Below are 21,946 nucleotides of genomic sequence, written 5' to 3' on the forward strand. Positions count from 1 at the left end.
GTCAGCTCACCACTCCGGTCAGGACGCCCACGGGGACGGCGACGAAGCCGGCCGTGAGCAACAGCGCGAGGACGTCGGCGACGGTCTTCAGGGCGCGGTCGCGGGCGCGGCTGCCGACGCCGAGGGTCTGGGCGGCGCTCCAGAAGCCGTGCCGGATGTGCAGGCCGAGGGCGAGCATCGCGACGATGTAGATGACGTTGCCGTACCAGGTGGAGAAGGTGTCCACGACGTTCTGGTACGGGTGACCCTCCTGGAAGCCGCCGGAGTGCACGGTGCCGGTCGTCAGGTCGAGCACGTGCCAGACGATGAACAGGCCGAGGATGATCCCGCCCCAGCGCATGGTGCGCGTCGCGTAAGTGGCCCGCGGCTTCTTGTGGACGTACGTGCTCGGGCGCGCCCTGATGTCGCGGCGGCTGAGCTGGTAGGCGGAGGTGGCGTGGGCGATCACGGCTGCGACCAGCACGATCCGGACCAGCCACAGCGTCCACTCGTAGTGCATGAACGGTTCGCCGACGGTGCGCAGCCAGTGGGCGTAGTGGTTGAACTCGCCCGCCCCGAAGAAGATCTTCAGGTTGCCGATCATGTGGACGACCAGGTACAGCAGCATGATCAGGCCGCTGACCGCCATCACGGTCTTCTTGCCGACGGTGGAGTCCCACACGGTGCGTGCGAAGGACGGCCGTCGGTCCGTCCGGGTTGCCAGAGCCATGTCGCTGACGCTACGGGCGTACGGGTGATCGGTCCAAGACATGGTCCAGCTTGATTCCATAGCCTGGGACTATCGTGAGCGTATGCAGTTCCAACAGCTCCAGTACTTCGTAGCGGTCGCCGAGACCCGGCACTTCACCCGGGCCGCCGAGCTGGTCCATGTGGCCCAGCCGTCCCTGTCCCAGCAGATCAGGGCGCTGGAGCGGGAGCTGGGCGCGGACCTGTTCCTGCGCGCCCGCGGCAACATCACGCTCACCGACGCCGGCGAGGCGCTGCTGCCGCTGGCCCGGCGGATCCTCGCCGACGCGGACACGGCCCGGTACGAGGTGCAGGAACTGGTGCAGCTGCGCGGCGGCCGGGTCCGGCTGGGCGCGACGCCGAGCCTGTGCACGGGCCTGCTGCCGGACGTGCTGCGCGCCTTCCACGACCGCTATCCCGGCATCCGGCTGCTGATCGAGGAGGGCGGCTCGCACGACCTCGTACGGGAACTCGCGCGCGGCGCCCTGGACCTGGCCCTCGTCGTCCTCCCGCTGCCGACGCCCGCCCCGGCGCTGACCACGGTGGAGCTGTTGCGCGAGGACCTCGTCGTGGTCTCCTGCCCGAACTCCCCGAAGCCCGGCCGGGGCCGGCGCACCGTCCGGATCGCCGATCTGGAGGGCGAGCGCCTGGTGATGTTCCGGCACGGCTACGACCTGCGGGAGCTGACCGTGGCCGCGTGCCGCGCGGAGGGCTTCGAGCCGGACTTCGCGGTGGAGGGCGGGGAGATGGACGCGGTGCTGGGCTTCGTACGGGCGGGCCTGGGCATGGCCGTCGTACCCCGGATGGTGGCAGCCCGGTCCGGGCGCGGGCTGCGGGTGACCCCGCTCACCCGACCCGGCCTGCACCGTACGATCGCCCTCGCGCACCGCAGCGACGTGGCCCCGCCGAGAGCCGCGCGGGAACTGCAGCGGATGCTGCTGGAACGATGAACGCGGCTCAGCCGCGGAGAGCCACCGGCTTGAGCACTTCCCCGGTACGAGCGCCCGGCCCCACCCGCGACCAGTACGAGCGCCCGGCTCAACCCGCGACCGGTACGAGCGCCCGGCTCAGCCCGTCGCGTCCACCAGCGCCAGCTCGTGCAGCCGCTCCGGCGGACCCGGGCGGGCGTAGTACCAGCCCTGGGCGGTGTCGCAGCCCAGTATCCGCAGTTGCTCGGCCTGTGCGCCGGTCTCCACGCCCTCCACCGTCACCGCCAGGTTCAGGCTGTGGGCCAGGGAAACGATCCCCTCGACGATCTTGAGGTCGACGGGGTCGGCCGGGAACTGCTGCATGCTCTGGGTGAAGGAACGGTCCAGCTTGAGGACGCTCACCGGCAGCCGGCGCAGGTTGGCCAGGTTCGAGTAGCCCGTGCCGAAGTCGTCCAGGGCGATGTCGATGCCCATCTCGGCGAGGCGCCGCAGCGGCTTCAGCAGGTCGTCGTCCGCGCCGATCAGCGCCGACTCGGTCACCTCCAGGCAGAGCGCTTCGGGTGCGACGCCGGCGCGCTCCAGGATGTCGACGGTGTCCTGGACCAGGCCGGGGTGGGTGAGTTGGCAGGGCGAGAGGTTGACGTTGACGCGCAGCGGCCCGGCCCCGTCGCACCGCTCCTGCCAGGCACGGGCCTGACGCACCGACTGCTCCAGGACCCAGCGGCCCAGCGGAACGATCAACCCGGTGTGCTCGGCGAGCGGGATGAACCGGTCCGGGCCGAGGACGCCGTGCTGCGGATGCAGCCAGCGCACCAGGGCCTCGGCCCCGCGCACGGTGCCGTCGCCGAGGTGGACCAGCGGCTGGTACTCGATGAAGAACTCGTTCCGGTCCAGGGCCGCCGGCAGGGCCGTGGTCAGCCCGTGCCGGGTGATGGCGCGGGCGTCGGCCTCCGGATCGGCGAGCTCGAAGCGGTTGCCGCCCGCCGACTTGGCCCGGTACATGGTGATGTCGGCGCTGCGCAGTACCTCCGCCGGGCTGCGTTCGCCCGCCGGGCCCTCGACGACGCCGATGCTGCCGCGCACGGTCAGCTCCCGGCCGTCGATGCTGACGGGAGCGAGCAGCGCGTTCATGATCCGCGCGGCGAGTTCGTCGACCTCGCGCTGGGTTTCGGGGCCGGTGGTCAGCGCGACGAACTCGTCGCCGCCGAGCCGGGCGACCATCTCGCCGGGCGCGGTCGCGCAGGACTGCAGCCGGTCGGCGATCTCGACGAGCAGCCGGTCGCCGGCCGCGTGGCCGAGGCTGTCGTTGATGGTCTTGAAGCCGTCCAGGTCGAGGTAGCACAGCCCGAACCGCTGGTCCTCCCCGGCGGCCAGCGCCTTCTCCAGGCGTTCGAAGAAGAAGGTGCGGTTGGGCAGGCCGGTGAGCGCGTCGTGGGTGGCCTCGTAGCGCAGCCGGAGGTTGAGCAGCCGACGCTCGGTGGTGTCCTCCATGAGGGCCAGCTGGTACTGCGGGTTGCCGTCGGCGTCGCGCAGCAGGGAGACCGTCAGATTGGTCCACAGGACCGTTCCGTCGGGGCGGTAGAACGCCTTCTCCACGTGGTAGTGCTCGCGCTCGCCACTGACGAGTTCTTCGTAGAGCCGCCAGGTCTGGGGCGCGTCGTCGGGATGGGTCCACTCCCGGACCCGGCGGCCGCGCAATGCCTGGTCGGAGAGGCCGAACATGCGTAGTAGGGCGCTGTTGACCTGGAGGACGTTGCCCTCGAGGTCGGCGATGCCGATGCCTATGGCGGCACCCTCGAAGACCGCGCGGAAGCGGGCCTCGCTCGCGTGCAGCGCCTGCGCCACCACACCCTGCGCCCGCAGGGCCGCCTGGGCGATGGCCTCCTGCTCAGCGAGGGTACGCTCGCGCAGCGCCCGCGCGAAGCCGGCGGCCATGGCGTGCTGGATCCGTGCCGCCCGCGCTCGCAGATCCTCCTGGACACCGCCCTCGCCGCAGTACAGCACCAGGTAGGCGTCGACACAGTCCAGGGTGCGGGCCAGCGCGTCCGGGTCGGTGCAGTGCGCGGCGACCAGGGCGGCGCCCACCGCCTTCGACTCGTCCGCGTCGAAGATCCTGGCCCGCAGGGCCTCACTCAACCGCCGTGCCAGCGGCAGCAGTTGCTTCTCGAATTCGGGCCGGGTCGCGGACGTCGACGTCACCGGGAACACGGCCCGGCTCCAGATCGTCGCGAACCGCCGCAGTCTGTCCTCCGGCCCGTGCGGTTCCGTGCTCACGCCGTACGCCCCACGCCGGCGAAACCGGAGAAGGCATAGGGATCCTCGTCCTCCGGTGCGGTGTCCGGCCGCCAGTTCGGCATCGGCACCAGTCCGGGTTCCACCATGTCGTACCCCTCGAAGAACCGCGCGATCTCGTCGCGCGAACGCATGATCAGCGGGTGGCGAATGTCCTTGTACACGTCCACCGCACCCTCGGCCCGCTGGGGCGGCAGTGGGATTCCCTCGTACGAGGCGTGCGTGAGCAGCAGCAGGCTGCCGGGCGCGAGCGCGTCGCGCAACTCGGCCAGCGCTGAGTACGGGTCGTCCGCGTCGTCCACGAAGTGCAGTATGGCAACGAGAAGCAGGGCCACCGGCCGGTTCAGATCGATCAGGCCCTGTACCGCGGGACTGGAGAGTATCTCCCGGGGCTTGCGGAGATCGGCCGGGACGACGCCCGCGTCCGCGTTGCCGACGAGCACCGCCTCGCTGTGCGCGACCGCCACCGGGTCATGGTCCACGTACACCACGCGGGCGCCGGGACGGGCCGACTGGGCCACCTCGTGGACGTTGCCGAAGGTCGGGATGCCGGAGCCGATGTCGAGGAACTGGGTGATGCCCTCGTCGACGGCGAAGCGCACCGCGCGGCGCATGAACGCCCGGTTCGCCTGCGCGATCCTCGGAAGTCCCGGCAGGAACTCCATGGCCCGGCGGGCCGCTTCCCGGTCGACCTCGAAGTTGTGCGATCCGCCCAGGTAGTGGTCGTAGATGCGCGAAACGCTCGGCACCGAGATGTCGATGCTCCGTGGGGCCCAGGCGGGACGCTCCATCTATCTCTCCAGGCGTAGGCGATCCGGTGTTCGAGCAGAGGCTACTGATCGCCTGCCAAAGGAGCGAGCAGAAACGGAAATTGACCGTCCGTTCCCGGTCACTGCCTGCGGCACGTGCCCAAGTGATTCCCCCGCACACCGCCCGCGAAGCCTCTCCGCCGGCGCCACGGGAAAACGCTACGAAAAGTACCCGCGGCATTCCGGAGCGTTTCGGAACCGGAGGCGACTCGCGGGGAGTTGCGGTGAACGACGGCAAACCGGTCCGCCCCCTCCGTGCGGCGCGGAGGGGGCGGGACCGGTGGATCGGATGCGCCGTCGTTACTTCGCGGGCGCTCCGATCGGCTTTCCGTCGGGTGCCGCGGCGTACCATGTGCCGCCGACGCCCTGGCCGTTGGTCTCGCCCGGAGCCTTGTCACCCGAGAAGGTGTAGATCGGCCAGCAGTTGATGGTCTGCTGCTCGACGCCGTCAGGCCGGGTGAACTTCATGTAGCCCTTCTTCTGGATCCCCTTGGTGTCGTTGATGTCGACGGGGGCCACGGCCGGCCACTTCTCCAGGCAGGCGCCGGTGCAGGCGGAGATCGGGTCGGGCCAGGCGGTGTCCTTCAGGAACCGGTAGACCGTGTGGCCGTTCTTGTCCACGACGACTTCGCCCAGCTTGGGATCGTTACGGGTGGAAAGTCCGGCCTCGGCAGCCAGGTCGGCCTTCTTCGCCTTCTTGCCGTCCGGAGCGAGCGCGAACCACTTGCCGCCCACGCCCTGACCGGCGACGTCCCCGGCCTTGGTGTCCTTCGCGTAACGGTAGGCCGGCCAGCCGCCGATGGTCAGCTGCTTGGTGCCGTCCGTGCGGGTCACCTCGCCGAGCTTCGACTTGTCGATGTCCGCGCTCGCCGTGGCGTCGTCCGCCGGTACCGGCGGCCAGGTCGTGGCGCAGTCGCCGTCACAGTTCGACTTGGGTGGCTCGGCGGTGTCCGCGTCGAAGCGGTAGAGGGTGAGGCCGGCTCCGTCGGTGAGGACGCTGCCGAGTTCCGCGTTGGTGGACACGGACAGCTGGCCCGCGCCCGATGTCTGGGTCGCGGGGCTCTGAGCGGCAGGCGCGCCCACGCCTGAGCCGGTTCCGGCTCCGGTGTCGGTTCCGGCGCTGACGCCGGCACCGGGACTGCCGTAGCCACCCGCCGCGGCCGTCGCGCCCACGTTCTGACTGCCGGTGGACGGGGCGGTTTCCTGGCCGCACGCCGTCGTCAGCACCAGCACAGCCGCGGCGCTTGCCACGAGTGAGGCGCTCCGCCAGGAGGTCTTCATCGTCAACTCCCTATAAATTCTTAGGGTGTTGCAGCGCCCTTCTGCGCCGCCGCACGACCATGAATACGCAGGGGGGACCCGGTCGTGTTCAACCGCCGCAGATATTTCTTTCCGGAACCTGTGACACCGGACCCGAAACCGGTGGCACCGCACCCGAAACCGTTGGCGCCCGCGTTCGCTCTTTCGGGGCAATCCGTCCCCGCTCGGGCGTGTGGCGGCGCGCCAGGCCCCATGATCTCCGTCGTGCAACGACCCCGACCGACCCAATCCGCCCCCGCCATACGGGTGTTTGCCCTCTTGACGCTCACCTGGATGTTCGTGGGCGTGCCGGCCGGCGTGGCCCAGGCCGACGCCTGCGCGTATGTCTCGACGGGGCCCGGCGGCACCCAGGTGGTGGCGATCGCCGGCAGCCTCACCTGTCCGACGCCCCCGCCCTGCCCGCCACCCCCACCGCCACCGCGCCCCACCCCGACCCCCACCCCAACTCCCACACCGCCCCCGCCCCCGCCCCCGCCCCCGCCGAAGCCGACGTTCCCTCCGGATCCCACCCCGCCGCCCAAACCGACCCCGGCACCCAAGCCGCCGCCCAAACCGACCCCGGCGCCCAAGCCGCCGCCCAAACCGACCCCGGCACCCGAGCCGCCGCCCGCACCGGCCCCGGCGCCCCCGCGGCCGCGGCCGACCCCGCCGCCCGCCGCTCCGGCGCCGGCTCCTCCTCCACCCCCGTCCCCCACCAAGACTCCGTCGGCGAAGCCCATCCCGCGGCCCTCCGTCACCCCGCGGCCCTCGGTCACCCCGGTGACGTATCCGCGGTACAAGGCGCTGACCCGCAAACGGCAGCCCCACGGTGCCACGTCACCCGTCACCTACGTCCTGCTCATCACCGTGCCCGCGGTGGTCGCCGTCGCCGCGCTGCGGCCGCGCTAGCACCCGATCCTGGAGGCATCCCTTGCCGGAATGGCTTGTTCTCACCCTCGCGATGCTGGCCGCCTGTGTCGTGGTGGTCATCATCACCCTCGTACGGCACCGCAGGGCGCCCGAGGACGAGGACCCCAACGAGACGCCGGACGTCATCGAGTACATGACGATGTGGATCGGTGTCGTGTACGCCATCGTCCTGGGCCTTGCCATCGCGGGTGTCTGGGAGGCCCGCAGCAGCGCCCAGGACCATGTGCAGGCGGAGGCCCAGGCGCTGCACGAGATCTCGGAGCGGGTCCGGGTCTATCCGGCCGACGCCCGCGATCGCATCCGGGGCGATGTCAACGCTTATGTCGGACACGTCGTCCACACCGAGTGGCAGCACATGGCGGACAACGGCGAGGTCACCGAGCGGGGCACCGAACTCCTCGACCGGGTGCGTGCGGACGTCACCGACTACGAGCCGAAGACGGACTTCGAGGCCCAGGCCTACCAGCCGTTGCTCGACCAGATGGCCGCCGCCGACCAAGCACGCAACAGCCGGGCGGATTCGGCCTCGCCCACCATGCCGGGCGTGGTGTGGTTCGGACTGCTGGGCGGAGCCGTCGTCACCATCGGAATGGTCTTCGCGCTGCAGATCCGGCGTACGCCCCGGGAACTGATCCTCGCCGGGCTGTTCTCCGCGCTGATCGCGTTCCTGCTCTTCCTGATCTGGGACTTCGACGCGCCCTACAGCCGAGGCATCACCGCGTCGGTGGACCCGTTCCTGAGTCTCTTCCCGGGCATCAAGGGCTGACGCCCCTCACCACTGATCCGCGCCGTCGCCCCCGATCCCTGAAAGGGACCGGGGGCGACGGCGCGGTGCACGTGCGGTGCGCACCTCCGCCCGGAAGGGCGTCGGCGTCTTGGCAAGGGCGGAGGTCAGATCCGCCGCTCGGTACGGCGGCGCATCCAGAACACCCCGCCGCCGATAAGGGCCGCGGCCACCAGACCGCCGCCGATCGCCATGTCGGTCGGGGTCGCCCCGGTGGAGCTGCTGCCGCCCACACCGCCCTGGACACCGCCGATGACGGTGAAGGCGGCCGGGTTGGTCAGGGTCTGGCCGGAGCAGTTGACGGTGATGCTGTGCGAACCCGTACGCGCGTCTCGGTTGACCGTCGCGGTGCCCCTCGAGGTCCCGTTGGTCCCGGGGACCGGCGTCAGGGTCGTGTTCGGGAACGCCTCCGAGGTCATGTGGCCGCCCGCCGGGCAATCGTCGACCGTGACCGTCAACTGACCGCCGCGGGCAATGACGCTGGGCAGGGCGACGATGTTGCTCGGCCGAACGTTCATGCCGTCCCGCGCGACGGCTGTGGGGGCGGCGAGCCCGAGAACGGCGACGGCGGCACCGGCGGCCGCCAGGGCACGAGTAGTACGCATGTGATCCTCCGCGGAAGGCGCCCCGGGAACGGTCCCCGGTGGATCGGCGAGAGAACGCCTCCCGCAAAAACCCTCAGATGCCTTGCGCGGGCCCGCATTTCGGGAATGGTCCGTCCTGGTGAGAGGACACGCCGAGGGAACGACGCGCAATCGGATATCACCGCAGGTCACGGGCCGTCAGAAAATTCCTGTGCGCGGCAACTCGGATGGCGCACCACAAGGGGCGCGGGCCACCCGTTCGCGTCCGCCCCGTCGCCGGTTCCCCGCCCGCGACTTAGCGTTCTCGTATGCGCGCATGACGTGGCGACGGCCGTGTCGAGAGGGGAAGTCGAATGTTTGCGTCCGGACTGGCCGGCTGGGCCGAAGAGGAGGAACGGCCGAGGAGGCGCGCTCCTTGGGGCGTAATAGCGCTGGTTCTGCTGACCGGCCTCGCGCTCATGCGCAACGGCTCGGGGGAATTCGACGTCGGCCCCCCGCAGCCGGCCTCGGCTGCCGCCGCCGAGAGCCGGGCCACGCCCGGCACCTTCCTCGGCGCAGCCGACCCGCTGCCGTACGCCCTGCCCGACCGGGTGCGGATCCCGTCGATCCGGGTCGACGCGCCGGTCATGCCCATCGGCCTGGACGCGGACGGCTGGGTCGCCGCACCGCCGCCGGAGGACCCGAACCTGGCCGGCTGGTTCACCGGAGCGGTTTCCCCGGGCGAGAAGGGCACAGCCGTCGTCGTCGGGCACGTCGACAACCACCAGGGTCCCGCCGTGTTCTACGGACTCGGGGCGCTGCAGAAGGGAAGCCGCGTCGAGATCACGCGCAAGGACGGTAAGACGGCCGTGTTCGAGATCTACGGAGTCGAGGTCTTCGCGAAGAACACCTTCCCCGGCGACCGCGTCTACGCCTCCAAGGGCTCCCCCGAACTCCGGGTCATCACCTGCGGAGGCGGTTTCTCCCAGCAGAACGGTTACGACGGCAACGTCGTCGCCTTCGCCCGCCTGGTCGAGGTCCGCTGAGCGTTCCCCGACCGGGCGGGCCCGGCGCCGACGGTCATGCGGGGTGCCGTCGCGGGACGGTCATGTGGTAGCCGCAGTCCAGCAGGTGCGGCAGATAGTCGCGCAGCGCCCGGACACTCTGGGTGCGGTCGCCCCCGGCGTCGTGCGAGAGCACCACGACACCGGGGGCGGCGCCGTGCTCCACCCGGCCGGCGATGGTGCGGGCGCCGGGGGTGGTCCAGTCGAGGGTGTCGACCGTCCAGGCCAGCGGTTCCATGCCGAGTTCGGCGCCGATCTGGAAGGCGGCCCGGTTCCAGGCCCCGTAGGGCGCGCGGAACCACTGGGGGCGTTCGCCGCAGGCCTCCTCGATGACGTCGCTGGTGCTTTCCATCTCCCAGCGGATCCGGCGGCGGCTGAGGCCGGTCAGCAGCGGGTGGGACCAGGTGTGGTTACCGACGACATGGCCCTCGTCGGCCATCCGGGCCGGCAGGTCCTGGTGGCGAGCCGCCATCTCCCCGCACACGAAGAACATCGCCCGTACGTCGTACTCGGCGAGGGTGTCCAGGATGTACGGCGTGTAGCGGGGGTCGGGCCCGTCGTCGAAGGTCAGCACCATGGTGCTGCCGCGCCCGGAGATGCGCAGGAACGGTTCGCGTCGCACGAGGGTCGGCCCGGGCTCGGTCCGGGGCGGGCCGTATCCGGTCAGGGGCTGAAGGCGGTTGGCGGAGGGCTTGAGCGTGGCGCGCGCCGGGGAACCGGCGGCGGGGAGCACGGGCCGGACCGGTTCACCGCCGGAGCCCAGCGACAGCAGGCCTGCGGTGCCGGCCGCACCGCAGGCCGCGGCGCCCGCGAGCAGGGCCCCGCGCCGCGTGAACATCGTCGACGACAGCCGGGTGAGCAACTGATCCTTCGTCATGACTCATGAGTCGCCCATGGCGGGCCCGACGCACCACAGCGACACTGGGGCGGATGCACGAAAACACCCGTTCGGCCCAGTCCGGGAAGGTCAGCGGTGGCGTACCGGAGGGAACGGCAGCGTCTCACCGATCGTCAGGCCGTTGAGGAAGATGACCAGTCGGTCGACGCCGAGGCCGCCGGGGTGCCGGGGTGCCGAAGACGATGCCGTCGAAGTCACATGCCGCATGACCCGGCCCACGACAGTGACCCCTTCCCCCTGCGGATGTGGGCGAGTTGGTCATGGGTACGGGCGGGGACGCCCACCGGGTGGGGATCGGTGCCGTCGGCGCGCAGCCGGTCCAGGGTGCGGTGCCGGGTGCGGACCTGTTGGGGCAGGTCCGCACCCGGTGGGCCGGCTCCGGCCTCGTCCCCTCCGTCGAGGCCGAGCGCCGAGAGCGGCGGCAGGCCTCCCGTGGTGGCCTGCCGGTGCCCGCCCTTCGGGTGCCCCCTTTCCCCGGGTTTTGCGCAACGGCGGTTGCCACCAGTGGGAGAAGAACACCAGTGGGAGAAGAAGAGGGAAGAAGAGGAACAGCCGCCGCCAGAGCCTGGGGACGGGCCCGCGCACGGCGCGGCCTCCACGGTGGTACTCACGTTCCGACTGCAGGAACACCTCGGCCCCCAACACCTCGGCCCCGCCCTTCGAGCCGCCCGGAGGAGGGCGGACCTGCGGTTTCCGATAGCCTCGCTGCCGTGACGGAACAGCATGCGCACCAGTTCGAGCGGGGCACGGACGGTCCCAAGGTCATCATGGTCGGCGTGGACGGATCCGACTCCTCGTTCCGCGCGGCGGCCTACGCCGGTGGCCTGGCCCGGCGCCAGCACGCCCTGCTCGCCGTCGTGTACGTACAGCCGATGCTGGCCGGGGGCGCGGCCCTCGGAGCGCCGGTCGCGGAGACCACCGACGAGATCGCCGAGGACCTCGTGTCGCAGATCCGGGACGCGGCCGAGCGGACCCGGGGGATATTCGACGTGCGCTGGGAGTTCCACACCTTCCGTGGCGACCCCTACAACAGCCTGGTGAAGGCGGCGGACGAACTCAAGGCGGACGCGGTGGTCGTGGGCGCCTCGGAGCAGGCCGGCCACCGGATCGTCGGCTCGGTGGCGGTACGGCTGGTGAAGGCGGGGCGGTGGCCGGTGACGGTGGTGCCGTAGCCGCGATCGACGCGAACGGCATCGCCCGGACCGGCCCGCGCTGAAGCCCTTCGACGACGTGGACGTGAACGGAACCGACCCGCTACCGCCCCATGGTGAGCCCGTCCTTCGCCGCGTCCCGGCTCAGTACCACCTCCCGGATGCGGTCGCGCACGGCGCGCACGTCGGCGCCCGCGGCGAGCGCCTCGTTGAGGTTCACCACCCGCCCCGCGTCGACGTCGAACCACTGCGGCACGAACTCCGCCTTCGTCACCCGCCAGCGCTCCCCCGCCCGCAGGGGCGGGGCGAACGTGAATCGGCCGAGGGTGGACTCGTTGCCGCGCGGATCCTGCACGCCCTGGTGGTTGAACATCTCGCCGGCGATCTGATCGCCCATTCCATAGATCACCCAGGTGCCGTTGACCTTCTCGTAGGCCTGCGGGACATGGGCGTGGGTGCCGAGGATCAGGTCGATGGCGGGGCGGTCGCCGGTGCGGGCGCCGGTGCGGGCGCCGGTGCGGGCGCCGGTGCGGGCGCCGGTGCGGGCGCCGGTGAGATCGCGCGCCAGGGCCAGTTGCTGCTCGTCGGGGGTGTCCTGCCATTCGGTGCCCCAGTGCAGCGACACGACCACGACGTCGGCGCCGGCCTTTCGGGCCGCCCGGGCGTCCGCCAGGATCCGGTTCTCGTCCATCAGGTTGACGGCCCAGGGCTGCCCCGGCGGGAGCGGGAAGCCGTTCGTGTCGTAGGTGTAGGCGAGATGGGCGACCCGCGCCGAGCCCGCGCGCAGCACGGTGACCGTGCGGGCCTCGCCCTCGGTGCGGGCCGAGCCGGCGTGTTGTACGCCCGCTCGGTCGAGGGCGTCCAGGGTGCGGCGGATGCCGTCGGCGCCGTCGTCGAGGCTGTGGTTGGAGGCGGTGGAGCAGCCGTCGTAGCCGGTGGCGGCGAGGGCGCGGGCCACTTCGGGCGGGGACTTGAAGAGGGGGTAGCCGGTGTAGTCGCCGTTCGCGCCGTAGACGGTCTCCATGTGACACAGCGCCAGGTCGGCGCGGGAGACGACCGGTTCGATGCCGGAGAGCATCGGGCGGAAGTCGTAGCCGGTGCCGCCCCCGTCGTAGCGGGCCCGGTCGATGATGGAGCTGTGCGGAAGGACGTCGCCGGAGGCGACGAGCGTGAAGCTGCGGGAACCGGTCGCGGACGGGGCGGGATGCCCCGGCGTTTCGTGCTTGTGGGCCTGGCAGGCGGCGCCCGCGGCGAGAACGGCCGTGAGGGCCAGGGCCACCTGTCGACTGCGTGCAATCATCAGCTCACCCCTTGTGGTCATATTTACCCACCAATAGGTACGAAGCTGCACGCGCCCGCAAACAATCCGGCCCTCGCCGTTAGCCCGTCCGGAGCGTCCCGGCGGCGGAAGGGACCGTTCATCGAACCGTTCGCCGACGCGATCGACCGTCCGCCGCAGACCTGTGCGCCCGCCCTGTCCAGAAACGGTCCCCCTGTTGTGACATACGGCCATGACGGCCGGAACCACTCTCACGAACGGGACCACCGCCGAGCACGAGCTCGCCGCACTGCAGCGCGAGCACGGCCGGCCCCTCTTCGCGCTGTTGCTCCGGCTCTGCGACGGCGACCGGCAGCGCGCCGAGGACCTGGTCCAGGAGACCCTCGTCCGCGCCTGGCAGCATCCCGAGGCGCTGCGCGCCGACGACTTCGAGTCCGTACGGCCGTGGCTGCTGACCGTGGGCAGGCGGCTCGCCATAGACGCGCGGCGGGCCCGGCAGGCGCGGCCGGCGGAGGTCGGCGACGCGGTCCTGGAGAACGCGCGGGTGTGCGCGGACCACGCCGAGCGGGCGGCCGCCACGCTCGACGTACGGGAAGCTGTGAAGACACTCACTCCGGAGCACCGTGAAGTCCTGGTGCTGGTGTACTTCCAGGGGGCGAGTGTGGCGGAGGCCGCGGACATCCTCCGGATCCCGCCCGGTACCGTGAAGTCCCGCGCGTACTACGCACTGCGCGCCCTGCGCCGGGTCCTTCCGGGATACGCGGCCGACCTGCGGTGAAACCGATCACTGAGTAAAACCTCCGCAAAGCGCCTTGCCGCTGACCCCGGTTGAGTAATCGGCTGTCCTCATCCGTGTTCCGGGCTGAGGACCCGGTGACGGGCGACGCGCACGCAACCGGAGGAAGGCAGGAAGGGATGCTGCACAGAGGTCACGAGAGCACGGGCGGCGGCGGTGGGGAACTGACCGTCCCCATGGCCTGGATGTACGCCGAGTACATCGCCGATGAGCTGCTGCGGGCAGGCGATCTGATGCCCCCGACGTCGTTCGAGTTCCGCGCCGGACGGGACGCGCTGGCGCTGACCATCTTCCTGTCCGACACCGACGGTGAGCTGTCCGGCATCCAGGTCGTCTCCCAGCTGGAGCACTGGCTGTCGCTGACGGCGTACGACCAGCCGTGGCAGAACTGGGTGTGCGAGCGGATGGCCGCGTTCACCGCCGAGGCGGCCCCGGCCTGCACCCCGGGGCCCGACCTGGAGCTGGCACGGGCGGCCTGGCGCTGGCTGGAGGAGACCGAGCTGCTCGCGCCCGATCTGAACGCGGTGCCGGGCGGTGGTCCGGTGGTCGGCGAGGACGACGGGCCCAAGGTATGGACGCCCGCCTGGCAGCTCGGGTTGCCTCTGGGGCATCTCGCCATCCATCTTTTTTAGATTCGTTCGACTTGGACCAATCCTCGGCTCGGGCCGCTCCGAATCCCTTGGTTACGATTCCGTATGTGCCTTGAGTGATACGGCTGGTTGGTGCGTACCGATGGGGGCAAGGAGCAACCCCCCACCCGCACCCAAAGGCACGAGGATTCGGCATGAGGTCCCTGGAGAAGCATGGCGACGTCGGCGCTTACGCGCTCGGCGTGCTGGACGAGGCGGAGGCCTTCCGCTTCGAGGACCACCTCATGGAGTGCCCCCGCTGCGCTGCACAGGTGACCGAGTTCGGGCCCGTGACCCGTCAGATGTTGCTGTACCGGCGAGCCACGCCGCGGGCCGTGCATCCCATGGCGCAGCCGGGCCCCCGGATGCTGGAGGGCCTGCTCGGCGAGGTCGCGGCACGGCACCGGGCACGGCGTCGGCGGCTGCTGTTCGTGGTGGCCGCGGCGGTGGTGTTCGCGGTGGCCGGGCCCGGCATCGCGGTGCTGGCCCAGGGCGCCGACCAGGCGCCCAAGGACGTACGGGTGACCGCGACCGACGAGCGGTCGGGTGTGTGGGCGCAGATCACCACCGAGGACGAGGCCTGGGGCAGTGATGTCGAGATCACGGTCAAGGACGGCGCCGGCCCCCGCACCTGCCGTCTGATCGCCGTCGGCGTGGACGGCAGCGAGGAGACCGTCACCACCTGGAACGTGTCCCGGCACGATGCCCGGCCGAACACCATGCACGGCGGCTCGACCCTGCACTCCGACCAGATCGACCACTACGAGGTGCGCACCAGCGCCGGGGAGCGCCTGGTGACGCTCAAGTCCCCCTGACCTCCCCAACTGGTCCAGGGCTACTTCAGCAGCCGGGACAACCTGCGGTCGGCAAGGAATGTGCCGCCGGTCTGGCAGGTCGGGCAGTACTGGAGCGAGGAGTCGCTGAAGGAGACCTCGCGGATGGTGTCGCCGCACACCGGGCAGGGCTCGCCAGTGCGGCCGTGGACGCGCAGACCGCTCTTCTTCTCGGACTTCAGGCGGCCGGCCGCCACCCCGCGGGAACGCTCGATCGCCTCGGTGAGAGTGGTGCGCAGGGCCTCGTAGAGCCTCGTGGTCTCCTCCGAGGTGAGCGAGGAGGTCGGTTTGAAGGGGGACATCTTCGCCGCGTGCAGGATCTCGTCGCTGTACGCGTTGCCGACTCCGGCGATCAGGCTCTGGTCGCGCAGCGCGCCCTTGAGCTGGCGCCGCTCCCCCTTCAGCAGGGCGGTGAGGCGGGCCTCGTCGAAGTCGTCGGCGAGCGGGTCCGGACCGAGGCGGGCGATGCCCGGGACCTCCCTCGGGTCCAGGACGACATACACCGCGAGGCGTTTCTGGGTGCCCGCCTCGGTCAGGTCGAAGCCGGCACCGGTCTCCAGGGCGACGCGCAGGGCGAGGGGGCCCTTGCCGGGGCGGGGCGCGCCGTCGGGGAGCGTGTCCTTCCAGTGCAGCCAGCCCGCACGGGCGAGGTGGGTGACGAGGTGCGGGCCGCCGTCGGTGACGAGGTCGAGAAACTTGCCGTGCCGGTGCACGGCGGTGACCTCGTGGCCCTCCACTGCGGTGAGGGGAGGGTCGTACGTCTTCAGGACGCTGATCGCGACGGGCAGCACCCGGACGATCTCATGGCCGACCAGGTGCTCGGTGAGGAAGTCCTTGAGCGCTTCGACCTCGGGGAGTTCCGGCATACGTCCAGAGTGCCACCGGAGGCCGGAGTGCTCACCTCAGACGCAACCCCGCTTGCTCACGGGCGACCTGCGGACGGTTCACCAGGCAACCCGCATGTCGGGGCTCGACTTGCCGAACGGTTCGTATCACGTCGGTAGACCCCCGTCGCTCTGTTGCCGCCACCGGGCGAGGCTCGGTCCGGTCCGGCTGATCGGAGAACTGGCGTGCCTTCAGCTGGACGTTGTGCGGCCTCAGAGCCGGCGCGTCGGCGGTGTCACGAGCTCTCTCAGCTCCGCTCCGGTACGACGAACTCGCTCCACACGCACTTGCCGACGCCGCGCGCCTCCACGCCCCACACGTCGGCGAGCAGGTCGACGAGGAGCAGGCCCCGCCCGGAGACTCCCGACTCGCCCGCCTCGCGGCGGCGGGGCAGGGCGCTGGAGGAGTCCTCGACCTCGACGCGTACCCGGTGGTCGCTGCCGGTGAGGGCCCTGAGGGTGACGATCGCGGAGCCCTCGGTGTGGATCAGGGCGTTGGTGATCAGCTCGTCGGCGACCAGCTCGACCTCGTCGGCGAGGTCACCGGCACCCCACGCGTCGACCGCGGCGCGGATCATGTGCCGGGCCTCGGTGAGGGCCTCGGGGTCGCCGGGTGCCACGTGCTGCTGGAGGCGGCCGCCGGGCTGCGGGGTGTCCATGCCCCGCCGGCGCAGCAGAAGCAGGGCCACGTCGTCGTCGCCGCCCCGGTCCTCCGCCACGTCGATGAGCCGGTCGGCGAGGGCGCACACGTCGTCGGGGCCGGTGGTGATCATGGCCATGAGGGTGCGCATGCCGTCGTCGAGGTCGGCGCCGGGCCGTTCGATCAGGCCGTCGGTGCACAGCAGCAGGGTGTGGCCGAGGTCGAGTTCGATGGTGGTGACGGGATATTCGAGGCGCCCGAACTCGGCGGACAGGCCGAGCGGCAGGCCGCCTTCGACGGACACCCGTCGGCAGTCGCCGTCGGGCTGCCGGATCAGCGGGTCGATATGGCCGGCCCGGACCACCTGGACCACTCCGGTGGACAGGTCGGCCTCGGCGTACAGGCAGGTCGCGAAGCGGTCGGTGTCGAGTTCGTGGAGGAAGACGGAGGCGCGGGCCATCACGGTGGCCGGGGTGTGTCCCTCGGCGGCGTAGGCCCTGAGGACGATCCGCAGCTGGCCCATGACGGCGGCGGCGTGGGTGTCGTGGCCCTGGACGTCGCCGATGACGGCCCCGACGCGGCCGCCCGGCAGCGGGATCAGGTCGTACCAGTCGCCGCCGATGTCCCGGCCGAGGGAGGCGGAGCGGTAGCGGACGGCTACGTCGGCGCCGGGGACGCTGGGGATGGTGCGCGGCAGCATGGCCTGTTGGAGACCGGTGGCGAGGTCCTTGTCCTGCTCGTAGAGCATGGCCCGCATGAGGCTCTGCGCGATGCTGCTGCCGAGGGCGATCAGGACGTTGCGGTCCTCGGGCGAGAAGCCGCGCCGGTCGCTGTAGAGCAGGCCCACCGCGCCGATCGGACGGGCCTCGGCGATGAGCGGCAGATAGGCGGCCGCGGTGATGTCCAGGCCGGTGATGTGCGGCCACAGCAGCGGGTAGCGCTCGGCGAACTCCTCCGGCGACTCGATGAAGCGGGGGCTGAGGGTGCGGACGACCTCGCACATCGGGTACGGCTCGTCGATCCGGCTGACGCGTGCGCCGGGCGCGAAGCCCGCCGGGCCCTCGGCGATCAGACGGATCCGGCCGGCCTCCACCAGCCCCATGACCAGGCCGGCGGCACCGAGGTGAGTGAGGCCGTGGGTGTCCTTGAGGACGTCGATGACGTCGTCGACCGTGCGGGCGTGGGCGAGGGCGGCCGTGGTGAGCTGCACGACGTTGGTCTGGCGGCGCCGGGCTGCGTCCTGGGCGGCCCGCTCCTGGCGCATGTTGAGTTCGTCGAGTTCCTGGGTGGCGTCGCGGATGATGCCGATGATGCGGCGCGGGCGGCCCGTCTCGTCGCGCCGGATATAGCCCTGGGTGTGGGTCCAGCGCAGGGAGCCGTCGCGGCGGCGCAGCCGGAAGTAGGTGCCGTAGTTCTCGCTGCCGTCCTTGATGGCCTGCGCGACCAGGGCGTCGAGCCGGTGGCCCTCCGCGCGCGGGAACCGGCTCGCCAGGGACGCGGGGTTGCCGTCGTACTCGTCGGGGTGCAGGTCGAAGACCTCTTGGGCCTGGGCGTCCATATGGACCAGACCGGTGTCCAGGTCCCAGTCGAAGCTGCCCATACGGTTGAGCGCCAGGATCGGATCCGGGTGGGCGGGCCAGTCGTCCGGGAGTGACAGGGCGCTCGCTCCCCGATCAACCATGGGGCCACCATGCCAGGGATTTTCGCAATCTTCGACCGGACTGACAGGGTTTGTGGGCCTGTATCCCGGCTGTCCCGGCTGTCCCGGCCCTCCCGGCTCGTGGTCCACTTCACTCCTTCGGGTTACGTAAGCGGAAGGGAGGTACGCGGAGAGTCACGCAGGTGTCGGCGCAAACGTGTTCGGCGCGAGAACGGAGACAGGAGCGCGCGGCCGTGGACTGGTTCACCGCACCCGAGTACTGGACGAGCCGGCTGGTCTTCCAGCGGGCTCTGGCGGGCGTGTATCTCGTGGCGTTCCTGACGGCGGCCCTGCAGTTCCGGGCGCTGATGGGCGAGCGCGGCATGCTGCCGGTGCCCCGGTTCGTCGAGCAGGTGCCGTTCCGGCGGGCCCCGAGCCTCTTCCACCTGCACTACTCGGACCGCTTCTTCGCGGCCTGCGCGTGGGCGGGCTGCGCGGTGTCGGCGGCGCTGCTCGCGGGCCTCGACTCCCGGCTTCCCCTGTGGGCCGCGATGCTGCTGTGGTTCCTGCCGTGGATGCTGTACCTGTCGATCGTGAACGTCGGCCAGACCTGGTACGCCTTCGGCTGGGAGTCCCTGCTCCTGGAGGTCGGGTTCCTCGCCGTCCTGCTCGGCAACGACGAGGTGGCGCCGCCGGTCCTGGTGCTGTTCCTGCTGCGCTGGATCCTGTTCCGGGTCGAGTTCGGCGCCGGACTGATCAAGATGCGTGGCGACGAGTGCTGGCGCAAGCTCACCTGTCTCGACCATCACCACGAGACGCAGCCGATGCCGGGCCCGCTGAGCTGGTTCTTCCACCACCTGCCCAGACCCGTACACCGGGTGGAGGTGGCCGCCAACCACGTCACCCAGCTCGCCGTGCCTGTCCTGTTGTTCACCCCGCAGCCGATCGCCACGGCGGCGGCCTCGCTGATGCTGCTGACCCAGTTGTGGCTGGTGCTGTCGGGCAACTTCTCCTGGCTGAACTGGATCACCATCGTGCTGGCCCTGTCGGCGGTCAGGTTCCCGAGCGATCCGCCGTCGCCGGGTCCTGGTCCGGCGCCCCTCTGGTACGAGGTGGTGGTTCTCGCGGTCGGCGTCCTGCTCGTCGGCCTGAGTTGTCAGCCGGTCCGCAACATGATCTCCCGCCGCCAGATCATGAACCGCTCCTTCGATCCCCTCCATCTGGTCAACAGCTACGGGGCGTTCGGCAGCGTCAGCCGGATCCGCTACGAGGTGGTCGTCGAGGGCACGGCCGACGACGCTCCGCGCGAGGACTCCGACTGGCGGGAGTACGAGTTCAAGGGCAAGCCCAGCGATCCCCGGCGCTGGCCGCGCCAGTTCGCCCCGTACCATCTGCGGCTCGACTGGATGATGTGGTTCGCCGCGCTGTCGCCCGCGTACGCCGGGACCTGGTTCGGCGCCCTGGTGGAGCGGCTGCTGGAGAACGACCGCGACACCCTGAAACTGCTGCGCCGCTCCCCCTTCCCCGCAGACGCCCCGCCCCGCTTCGTCCGCGCCCGCCTCTTCCGCTACCGCTACACGACCTGGCGCGAGCTGCGGGAGACGGGGGCGTGCTGGGAGCGGACGTATGTGCGCGAGTACCTCCCGCCGACGCGGCTGACGGGGGTGGCTCAGAGGTCGTAGACGCGGGCCGCGGTGGTCTCGAAGATCCGGGTGCGGTCGCCGGGGTCAGTCAACTGGCGTGCCGCGTCCAGTACTTCACCGTACGTCGCCGCGAGCGTGCACACGGGCCAGTCCGAGCCGAACATCAGCCGGTCCGGGCCGAAGGCGTCCAGCACCACCTCGGCGTACGGGCGCAGGTCGTCGACGGTCCAGGAGCCGGGGTCCGCCTCGGTGACCATGCCGGAGAGCTTGCAGACGGTGTTGGGGAGGGCGGCGAGGGTACGGACGGCCGTGGCCCACGGTTCTCGCTCGCCGGAGGCGATGGGTGGTTTGCCCAGGTGGTCCAGGACGAAGATGAGGCCCGCGTGGTCCGCCGCCGCCCTGGCGCACGCCGGGAGCTGGTGGGGCAGCACGACCAGGTCGTGGACCAGCCCCGCGTCGGCCACGGCGGCGAGGCCGCGCCGTACGTCCGGGCGCAGCAGCCACTCCGGTTCCGGCTCGCCCTGGACCTGGTGGCGGATGCCCTTGAGGTACTGGCCGCCGGGGAGTTCCCGCAGGCGGGCCAGTTCGTCGGCGACGTCGGGGCGGGTGAGGTCGGTCCAGCCGACGACGCCCGCGATCAGGTCGTGCCGGGCCGCGAGGGCGAGGAACTCCGGGGTCTCCTCGGGCACGGTGATCGTCTGGACCAGGACGGTGCGGTCGACTCCGGCCGCGCGGGCCTCGGGTGCGAGGTCCGCCACCGTGAAGTCGCGCCGGATCGGGCTGCCCTCGGCGATCCAGTCCTGGTCCCGTACGGACAGGTCCCACACGTGGTGGTGCGCGTCCACGGTCACGGCAGCTCCCATACGACGGGCAGGCCGGCGTCCGATCCCTCGCTGGAGTAGTCGTGCGCCACGTCCAGCAGCTCGGCCATGCGGGCCTGCCAGGCCACGTTGACGGGGAGCTTCTCCAGCTCGGCGAGGAGACGGCCGTAGTCCTCGCACTCCAGGAGGTGGAAGAGGTCGGTTCCGCTGCGCCAGATCGTCCAGGAGGTGGCCCCGGCGGCGCGGATCGCGTCGGTGAGCTCGACCGGGACTTCGCGGTGGGCGGCCTCGTACTCGGCGACCCGGTCGGCGCGGACCGTGGTGTGCAGGGCGACTCTCATGACGGTTCCTCGGTGGGGACTGGGGCGTCGGCGGGAAGCAGGCCGGTGTCGCGCAGCTCCTGCCAGAAGGCGGTGGGGACGGGGGCCGCGAACTGGTCTGCGCAGTCGTGGACCTCGGCCGCCGAACGGACGCCGACGAGAACGCTCGCGACCGCCTCAGGAGCGGCGCAGAAGGCCAGCGCTGCGGCGCGCAGCGTGGTGCCGTGCCGGTCGGCGACGGACTTCAGACGCAGGGCGCGCTCCAGCAACGCGTCCGGCGCCTGGGCGTAGTTGTACGTCGCTCCGGGCCTGGGATCCGCCAGGAGACCGGAGTTGAAGGCGCCGCCGACGACGACGGACGTCCCGCGCTCCTCGGCCGCCGGGAGCAGTGCGGTGAGCGCGTCCTGGTCGAGCAGCGTGTAGCGGCCGGCGCACAGCACCACGTCGACGTCCGTGTCGCGGACGAAGCGGGTGAGCATCCCGGCCTGGTTCATGCCCGCGCCGATCGCGCCGACCACGCCCTGTGAGCGGAGCTCCTCCAGCGCGGGATAGCCCTCATGGAAGGCCTGGTCGGCGTGGTCGTCGGGATCGTGGAGATAGACGACGTCGACCCGGTCGAGGCCGAGGCGTTCGAGGCTTGCCTCCAGGCTGCGTCGTACGCCGTCGGCGCTGAAGTCCCAGACGCGGCGGTGGGTGGCGGGGACCGCGAAGCCGTTCGCCAGGTCGTCACCCCCGTCCCGCGTCGGCTCCAGGCGGCGGCCCACCTTCGTCGAGACCGTGTACTCGGCGCGGGGGTACTCCCGCAGGGCCGCTCCCAGGCGGCGTTCGGACAGGCCGAGGCCGTAGTGCGGGGCGGTGTCGAAGTAACGGACGCCCCGCCGCCAGGCGGCGGTCACGGCCTCGTGCGCCTGTTCGTCGCTGACCTCGCTGAAGAGGTTGCCGATCGCGGCCGCGCCGAAGGCCAGGGCGCCGACCTGGACGCCGCTGCGGCCCAGCGCGCTCACCGGCCCCGGCGTG

At 71.3% G+C, this 21,946-nt stretch carries 23 protein-coding genes; 9 read left to right on the forward strand and 14 right to left on the reverse strand.

The features are described from left to right. Position 1: 1 nt before the first annotated feature. On the reverse strand, positions 2–709 hold the full coding sequence (locus tag M2271_RS27790; RefSeq protein WP_280890083.1) for a succinate dehydrogenase: 708 nt from the start codon (positions 707–709) through the stop codon (positions 2–4). Positions 710–791: 82 nt separating this feature from the next. Between M2271_RS27790 and M2271_RS27795 the strand changes: the two genes are divergently transcribed. After that, positions 792–1,676, forward strand: coding sequence for a LysR family transcriptional regulator (locus tag M2271_RS27795; RefSeq protein ID WP_280890085.1), 885 nt, complete (start codon positions 792–794; stop codon positions 1,674–1,676). Positions 1,677–1,793: 117 nt separating this feature from the next. On the opposite strand, the gene M2271_RS27800 is transcribed toward M2271_RS27795, so the two are convergent. From M2271_RS27800 to M2271_RS27810, 3 genes are all read right to left on the reverse strand, one after another. After that, the gene (locus tag M2271_RS27800) at positions 1,794–3,929 is read right to left on the reverse strand and encodes an EAL domain-containing protein (protein WP_280890086.1); all 2,136 of its coding nucleotides are present in this window, start codon (positions 3,927–3,929) and stop codon (positions 1,794–1,796) included. Further along, positions 3,926–4,738 (reverse strand): SAM-dependent methyltransferase, encoded by an 813-nt coding sequence (locus tag M2271_RS27805; RefSeq protein WP_280890087.1) that lies wholly within the window; start codon positions 4,736–4,738, stop codon positions 3,926–3,928. The genes M2271_RS27800 and M2271_RS27805 overlap by 4 nt, the downstream gene beginning before the upstream one ends. Before the next feature lie 318 nt (positions 4,739–5,056). After that, positions 5,057–6,037, reverse strand: a complete 981-nt coding sequence (locus tag M2271_RS27810; protein WP_280890088.1) for an SCO0930 family lipoprotein — start codon at positions 6,035–6,037, stop codon at positions 5,057–5,059. Between the two features lie 798 nt (positions 6,038–6,835). Between M2271_RS27810 and M2271_RS27815 the strand changes: the two genes are divergently transcribed. Both M2271_RS27815 and M2271_RS27820 read left to right on the forward strand, forming a co-directional pair. Beyond that, positions 6,836–6,964, forward strand: coding sequence for a hypothetical protein (locus M2271_RS27815; protein ID WP_280890089.1), 129 nt, complete (start codon positions 6,836–6,838; stop codon positions 6,962–6,964). A gap of 22 nt (positions 6,965–6,986) precedes the next feature. Next, complete coding sequence (locus tag M2271_RS27820; protein ID WP_280890090.1) at positions 6,987–7,751, forward strand: DUF4239 domain-containing protein; 765 nt, start codon at positions 6,987–6,989, stop codon at positions 7,749–7,751. Between the two features lie 125 nt (positions 7,752–7,876). Here M2271_RS27820 and M2271_RS27825 read toward each other — a convergent pair whose 3' ends face one another. After that, the gene (locus M2271_RS27825) at positions 7,877–8,374 is read right to left on the reverse strand and encodes a hypothetical protein (RefSeq protein WP_280890091.1); all 498 of its coding nucleotides are present in this window, start codon (positions 8,372–8,374) and stop codon (positions 7,877–7,879) included. A gap of 332 nt (positions 8,375–8,706) precedes the next feature. Here M2271_RS27825 and M2271_RS27830 point away from each other — a divergent pair, with 332 nt between their 5' ends. Continuing rightward, positions 8,707–9,378 carry a class F sortase gene (locus M2271_RS27830; protein WP_280890092.1) on the forward strand — a complete coding sequence of 224 codons (672 nt, stop codon included), beginning with the start codon at positions 8,707–8,709 and terminating at the stop codon, positions 9,376–9,378. A gap of 34 nt (positions 9,379–9,412) precedes the next feature. Here the strand turns inward: M2271_RS27830 and M2271_RS27835 are convergent, their stop codons facing one another. The 3 genes from M2271_RS27835 to M2271_RS27845 all read right to left on the reverse strand — a co-directional run bounded on the left by M2271_RS27835 (position 9,413) and on the right by M2271_RS27845 (position 10,905). After that, positions 9,413–10,273, reverse strand: coding sequence for a polysaccharide deacetylase family protein (locus tag M2271_RS27835; RefSeq protein WP_280890093.1), 861 nt, complete (start codon positions 10,271–10,273; stop codon positions 9,413–9,415). Positions 10,274–10,363: 90 nt separating this feature from the next. Further along, complete coding sequence (locus tag M2271_RS27840; RefSeq protein WP_280890094.1) at positions 10,364–10,492, reverse strand: hypothetical protein; 129 nt, start codon at positions 10,490–10,492, stop codon at positions 10,364–10,366. Next, the gene (locus tag M2271_RS27845; protein WP_280890095.1) at positions 10,489–10,905 is read right to left on the reverse strand and encodes a hypothetical protein; all 417 of its coding nucleotides are present in this window, start codon (positions 10,903–10,905) and stop codon (positions 10,489–10,491) included. The genes M2271_RS27840 and M2271_RS27845 overlap by 4 nt, the downstream gene beginning before the upstream one ends. 99 nt (positions 10,906–11,004) lie before the next feature. Between M2271_RS27845 and M2271_RS27850 the strand changes: the two genes are divergently transcribed. Continuing rightward, positions 11,005–11,466 (forward strand): universal stress protein, encoded by a 462-nt coding sequence (locus tag M2271_RS27850; RefSeq protein WP_280890096.1) that lies wholly within the window; start codon positions 11,005–11,007, stop codon positions 11,464–11,466. A gap of 82 nt (positions 11,467–11,548) precedes the next feature. Here the strand turns inward: M2271_RS27850 and M2271_RS27855 are convergent, their stop codons facing one another. Further along, positions 11,549–12,745 carry a CapA family protein gene (locus tag M2271_RS27855; RefSeq protein ID WP_280890097.1) on the reverse strand — a complete coding sequence of 399 codons (1,197 nt, stop codon included), beginning with the start codon at positions 12,743–12,745 and terminating at the stop codon, positions 11,549–11,551. Positions 12,746–12,956: 211 nt separating this feature from the next. On the opposite strand from M2271_RS27855, the gene M2271_RS27860 reads away from it, so the two are divergent. The 3 genes from M2271_RS27860 to M2271_RS27870 all read left to right on the forward strand — a co-directional run bounded on the left by M2271_RS27860 (position 12,957) and on the right by M2271_RS27870 (position 14,964). Further along, on the forward strand, positions 12,957–13,502 hold the full coding sequence (locus M2271_RS27860) for a sigma-70 family RNA polymerase sigma factor (protein WP_280890098.1): 546 nt from the start codon (positions 12,957–12,959) through the stop codon (positions 13,500–13,502). Positions 13,503–13,639: 137 nt separating this feature from the next. Further along, positions 13,640–14,152 (forward strand): hypothetical protein, encoded by a 513-nt coding sequence (locus M2271_RS27865; protein ID WP_280890099.1) that lies wholly within the window; start codon positions 13,640–13,642, stop codon positions 14,150–14,152. A gap of 152 nt (positions 14,153–14,304) precedes the next feature. Continuing rightward, entirely contained in the window at positions 14,305–14,964 is a 660-nt protein-coding gene (locus M2271_RS27870; protein ID WP_280890100.1) for a zf-HC2 domain-containing protein, read from the forward strand. Positions 14,965–14,984: 20 nt separating this feature from the next. Here the strand turns inward: M2271_RS27870 and M2271_RS27875 are convergent, their stop codons facing one another. Together M2271_RS27875 and M2271_RS27880 are read right to left on the reverse strand one after the other, a co-directional pair. Continuing rightward, a complete protein-coding gene (locus tag M2271_RS27875; RefSeq protein ID WP_280890101.1) occupies positions 14,985–15,848 on the reverse strand; it encodes a DNA-formamidopyrimidine glycosylase family protein in 864 nt (287 codons plus the stop codon). Between the two features lie 266 nt (positions 15,849–16,114). Further along, positions 16,115–18,187, reverse strand: a complete 2,073-nt coding sequence (locus M2271_RS27880; RefSeq protein ID WP_280890102.1) for a SpoIIE family protein phosphatase — start codon at positions 18,185–18,187, stop codon at positions 16,115–16,117. A 212-nt stretch (positions 18,188–18,399) separates the two neighbouring features. Between M2271_RS27880 and M2271_RS27885 the strand changes: the two genes are divergently transcribed. Further along, positions 18,400–19,827 (forward strand): lipase maturation factor family protein, encoded by a 1,428-nt coding sequence (locus M2271_RS27885; protein ID WP_280890103.1) that lies wholly within the window; start codon positions 18,400–18,402, stop codon positions 19,825–19,827. On the opposite strand, the gene M2271_RS27890 is transcribed toward M2271_RS27885, so the two are convergent. From M2271_RS27890 to M2271_RS27900, 3 genes are read right to left on the reverse strand one after another with little or no spacing between them, the layout of a single operon-like run. Further along, positions 19,815–20,639: an amidohydrolase family protein gene (locus M2271_RS27890; RefSeq protein ID WP_280890104.1), complete on the reverse strand. Its 825-nt coding sequence runs from the start codon at positions 20,637–20,639 to the stop codon at positions 19,815–19,817. The genes M2271_RS27885 and M2271_RS27890 overlap by 13 nt on opposite strands. Then, positions 20,636–20,950: an L-rhamnose mutarotase gene (locus tag M2271_RS27895; protein ID WP_280890105.1), complete on the reverse strand. Its 315-nt coding sequence runs from the start codon at positions 20,948–20,950 to the stop codon at positions 20,636–20,638. The genes M2271_RS27890 and M2271_RS27895 overlap by 4 nt, the downstream gene beginning before the upstream one ends. Then, the gene (locus M2271_RS27900; RefSeq protein WP_280890136.1) at positions 20,947–21,933 is read right to left on the reverse strand and encodes an aldo/keto reductase; all 987 of its coding nucleotides are present in this window, start codon (positions 21,931–21,933) and stop codon (positions 20,947–20,949) included. Before M2271_RS27900 ends, M2271_RS27895 begins: the two co-directional genes overlap by 4 nt. Between the last annotated feature and the right edge of the window lie 13 nt (positions 21,934–21,946).

Origin of the sequence: Streptomyces sp. LBL (assembly GCF_029893585.1) — a bacterium.
Taxonomy (GTDB): Bacteria; Actinomycetota; Actinomycetes; order Streptomycetales; family Streptomycetaceae; genus Streptomyces.

Excerpts from the sequence above, each read along its gene's own strand:
- M2271_RS27790 (WP_280890083.1), bottom strand. The coding sequence starts at position 709 with ATGGCTCTGGCAACCCGGACGGACCGACGGCCGTCCTTCGCACGCACC.
- M2271_RS27795 (WP_280890085.1), top strand. The coding sequence starts at position 792 with ATGCAGTTCCAACAGCTCCAGTACTTCGTAGCGGTCGCCGAGACCCGG.
- M2271_RS27805 (WP_280890087.1), bottom strand. The coding sequence starts at position 4,738 with ATGGAGCGTCCCGCCTGGGCCCCACGGAGCATCGACATCTCGGTGCCG.
- M2271_RS27810 (WP_280890088.1), bottom strand. The coding sequence starts at position 6,037 with ATGAAGACCTCCTGGCGGAGCGCCTCACTCGTGGCAAGCGCCGCGGCT.
- M2271_RS27825 (WP_280890091.1), bottom strand. The coding sequence starts at position 8,374 with ATGCGTACTACTCGTGCCCTGGCGGCCGCCGGTGCCGCCGTCGCCGTT.
- M2271_RS27830 (WP_280890092.1), top strand. The coding sequence starts at position 8,707 with ATGTTTGCGTCCGGACTGGCCGGCTGGGCCGAAGAGGAGGAACGGCCG.
- M2271_RS27835 (WP_280890093.1), bottom strand. The coding sequence starts at position 10,273 with ATGACGAAGGATCAGTTGCTCACCCGGCTGTCGTCGACGATGTTCACG.
- M2271_RS27855 (WP_280890097.1), bottom strand. The coding sequence starts at position 12,745 with ATGATTGCACGCAGTCGACAGGTGGCCCTGGCCCTCACGGCCGTTCTC.
- M2271_RS27860 (WP_280890098.1), top strand. The coding sequence starts at position 12,957 with ATGACGGCCGGAACCACTCTCACGAACGGGACCACCGCCGAGCACGAG.
- M2271_RS27865 (WP_280890099.1), top strand. The coding sequence starts at position 13,640 with ATGCTGCACAGAGGTCACGAGAGCACGGGCGGCGGCGGTGGGGAACTG.
- M2271_RS27870 (WP_280890100.1), top strand. The coding sequence starts at position 14,305 with ATGAGGTCCCTGGAGAAGCATGGCGACGTCGGCGCTTACGCGCTCGGC.
- M2271_RS27875 (WP_280890101.1), bottom strand. The coding sequence starts at position 15,848 with ATGCCGGAACTCCCCGAGGTCGAAGCGCTCAAGGACTTCCTCACCGAG.
- M2271_RS27880 (WP_280890102.1), bottom strand. The coding sequence starts at position 18,187 with ATGGTTGATCGGGGAGCGAGCGCCCTGTCACTCCCGGACGACTGGCCC.
- M2271_RS27895 (WP_280890105.1), bottom strand. The coding sequence starts at position 20,950 with ATGAGAGTCGCCCTGCACACCACGGTCCGCGCCGACCGGGTCGCCGAG.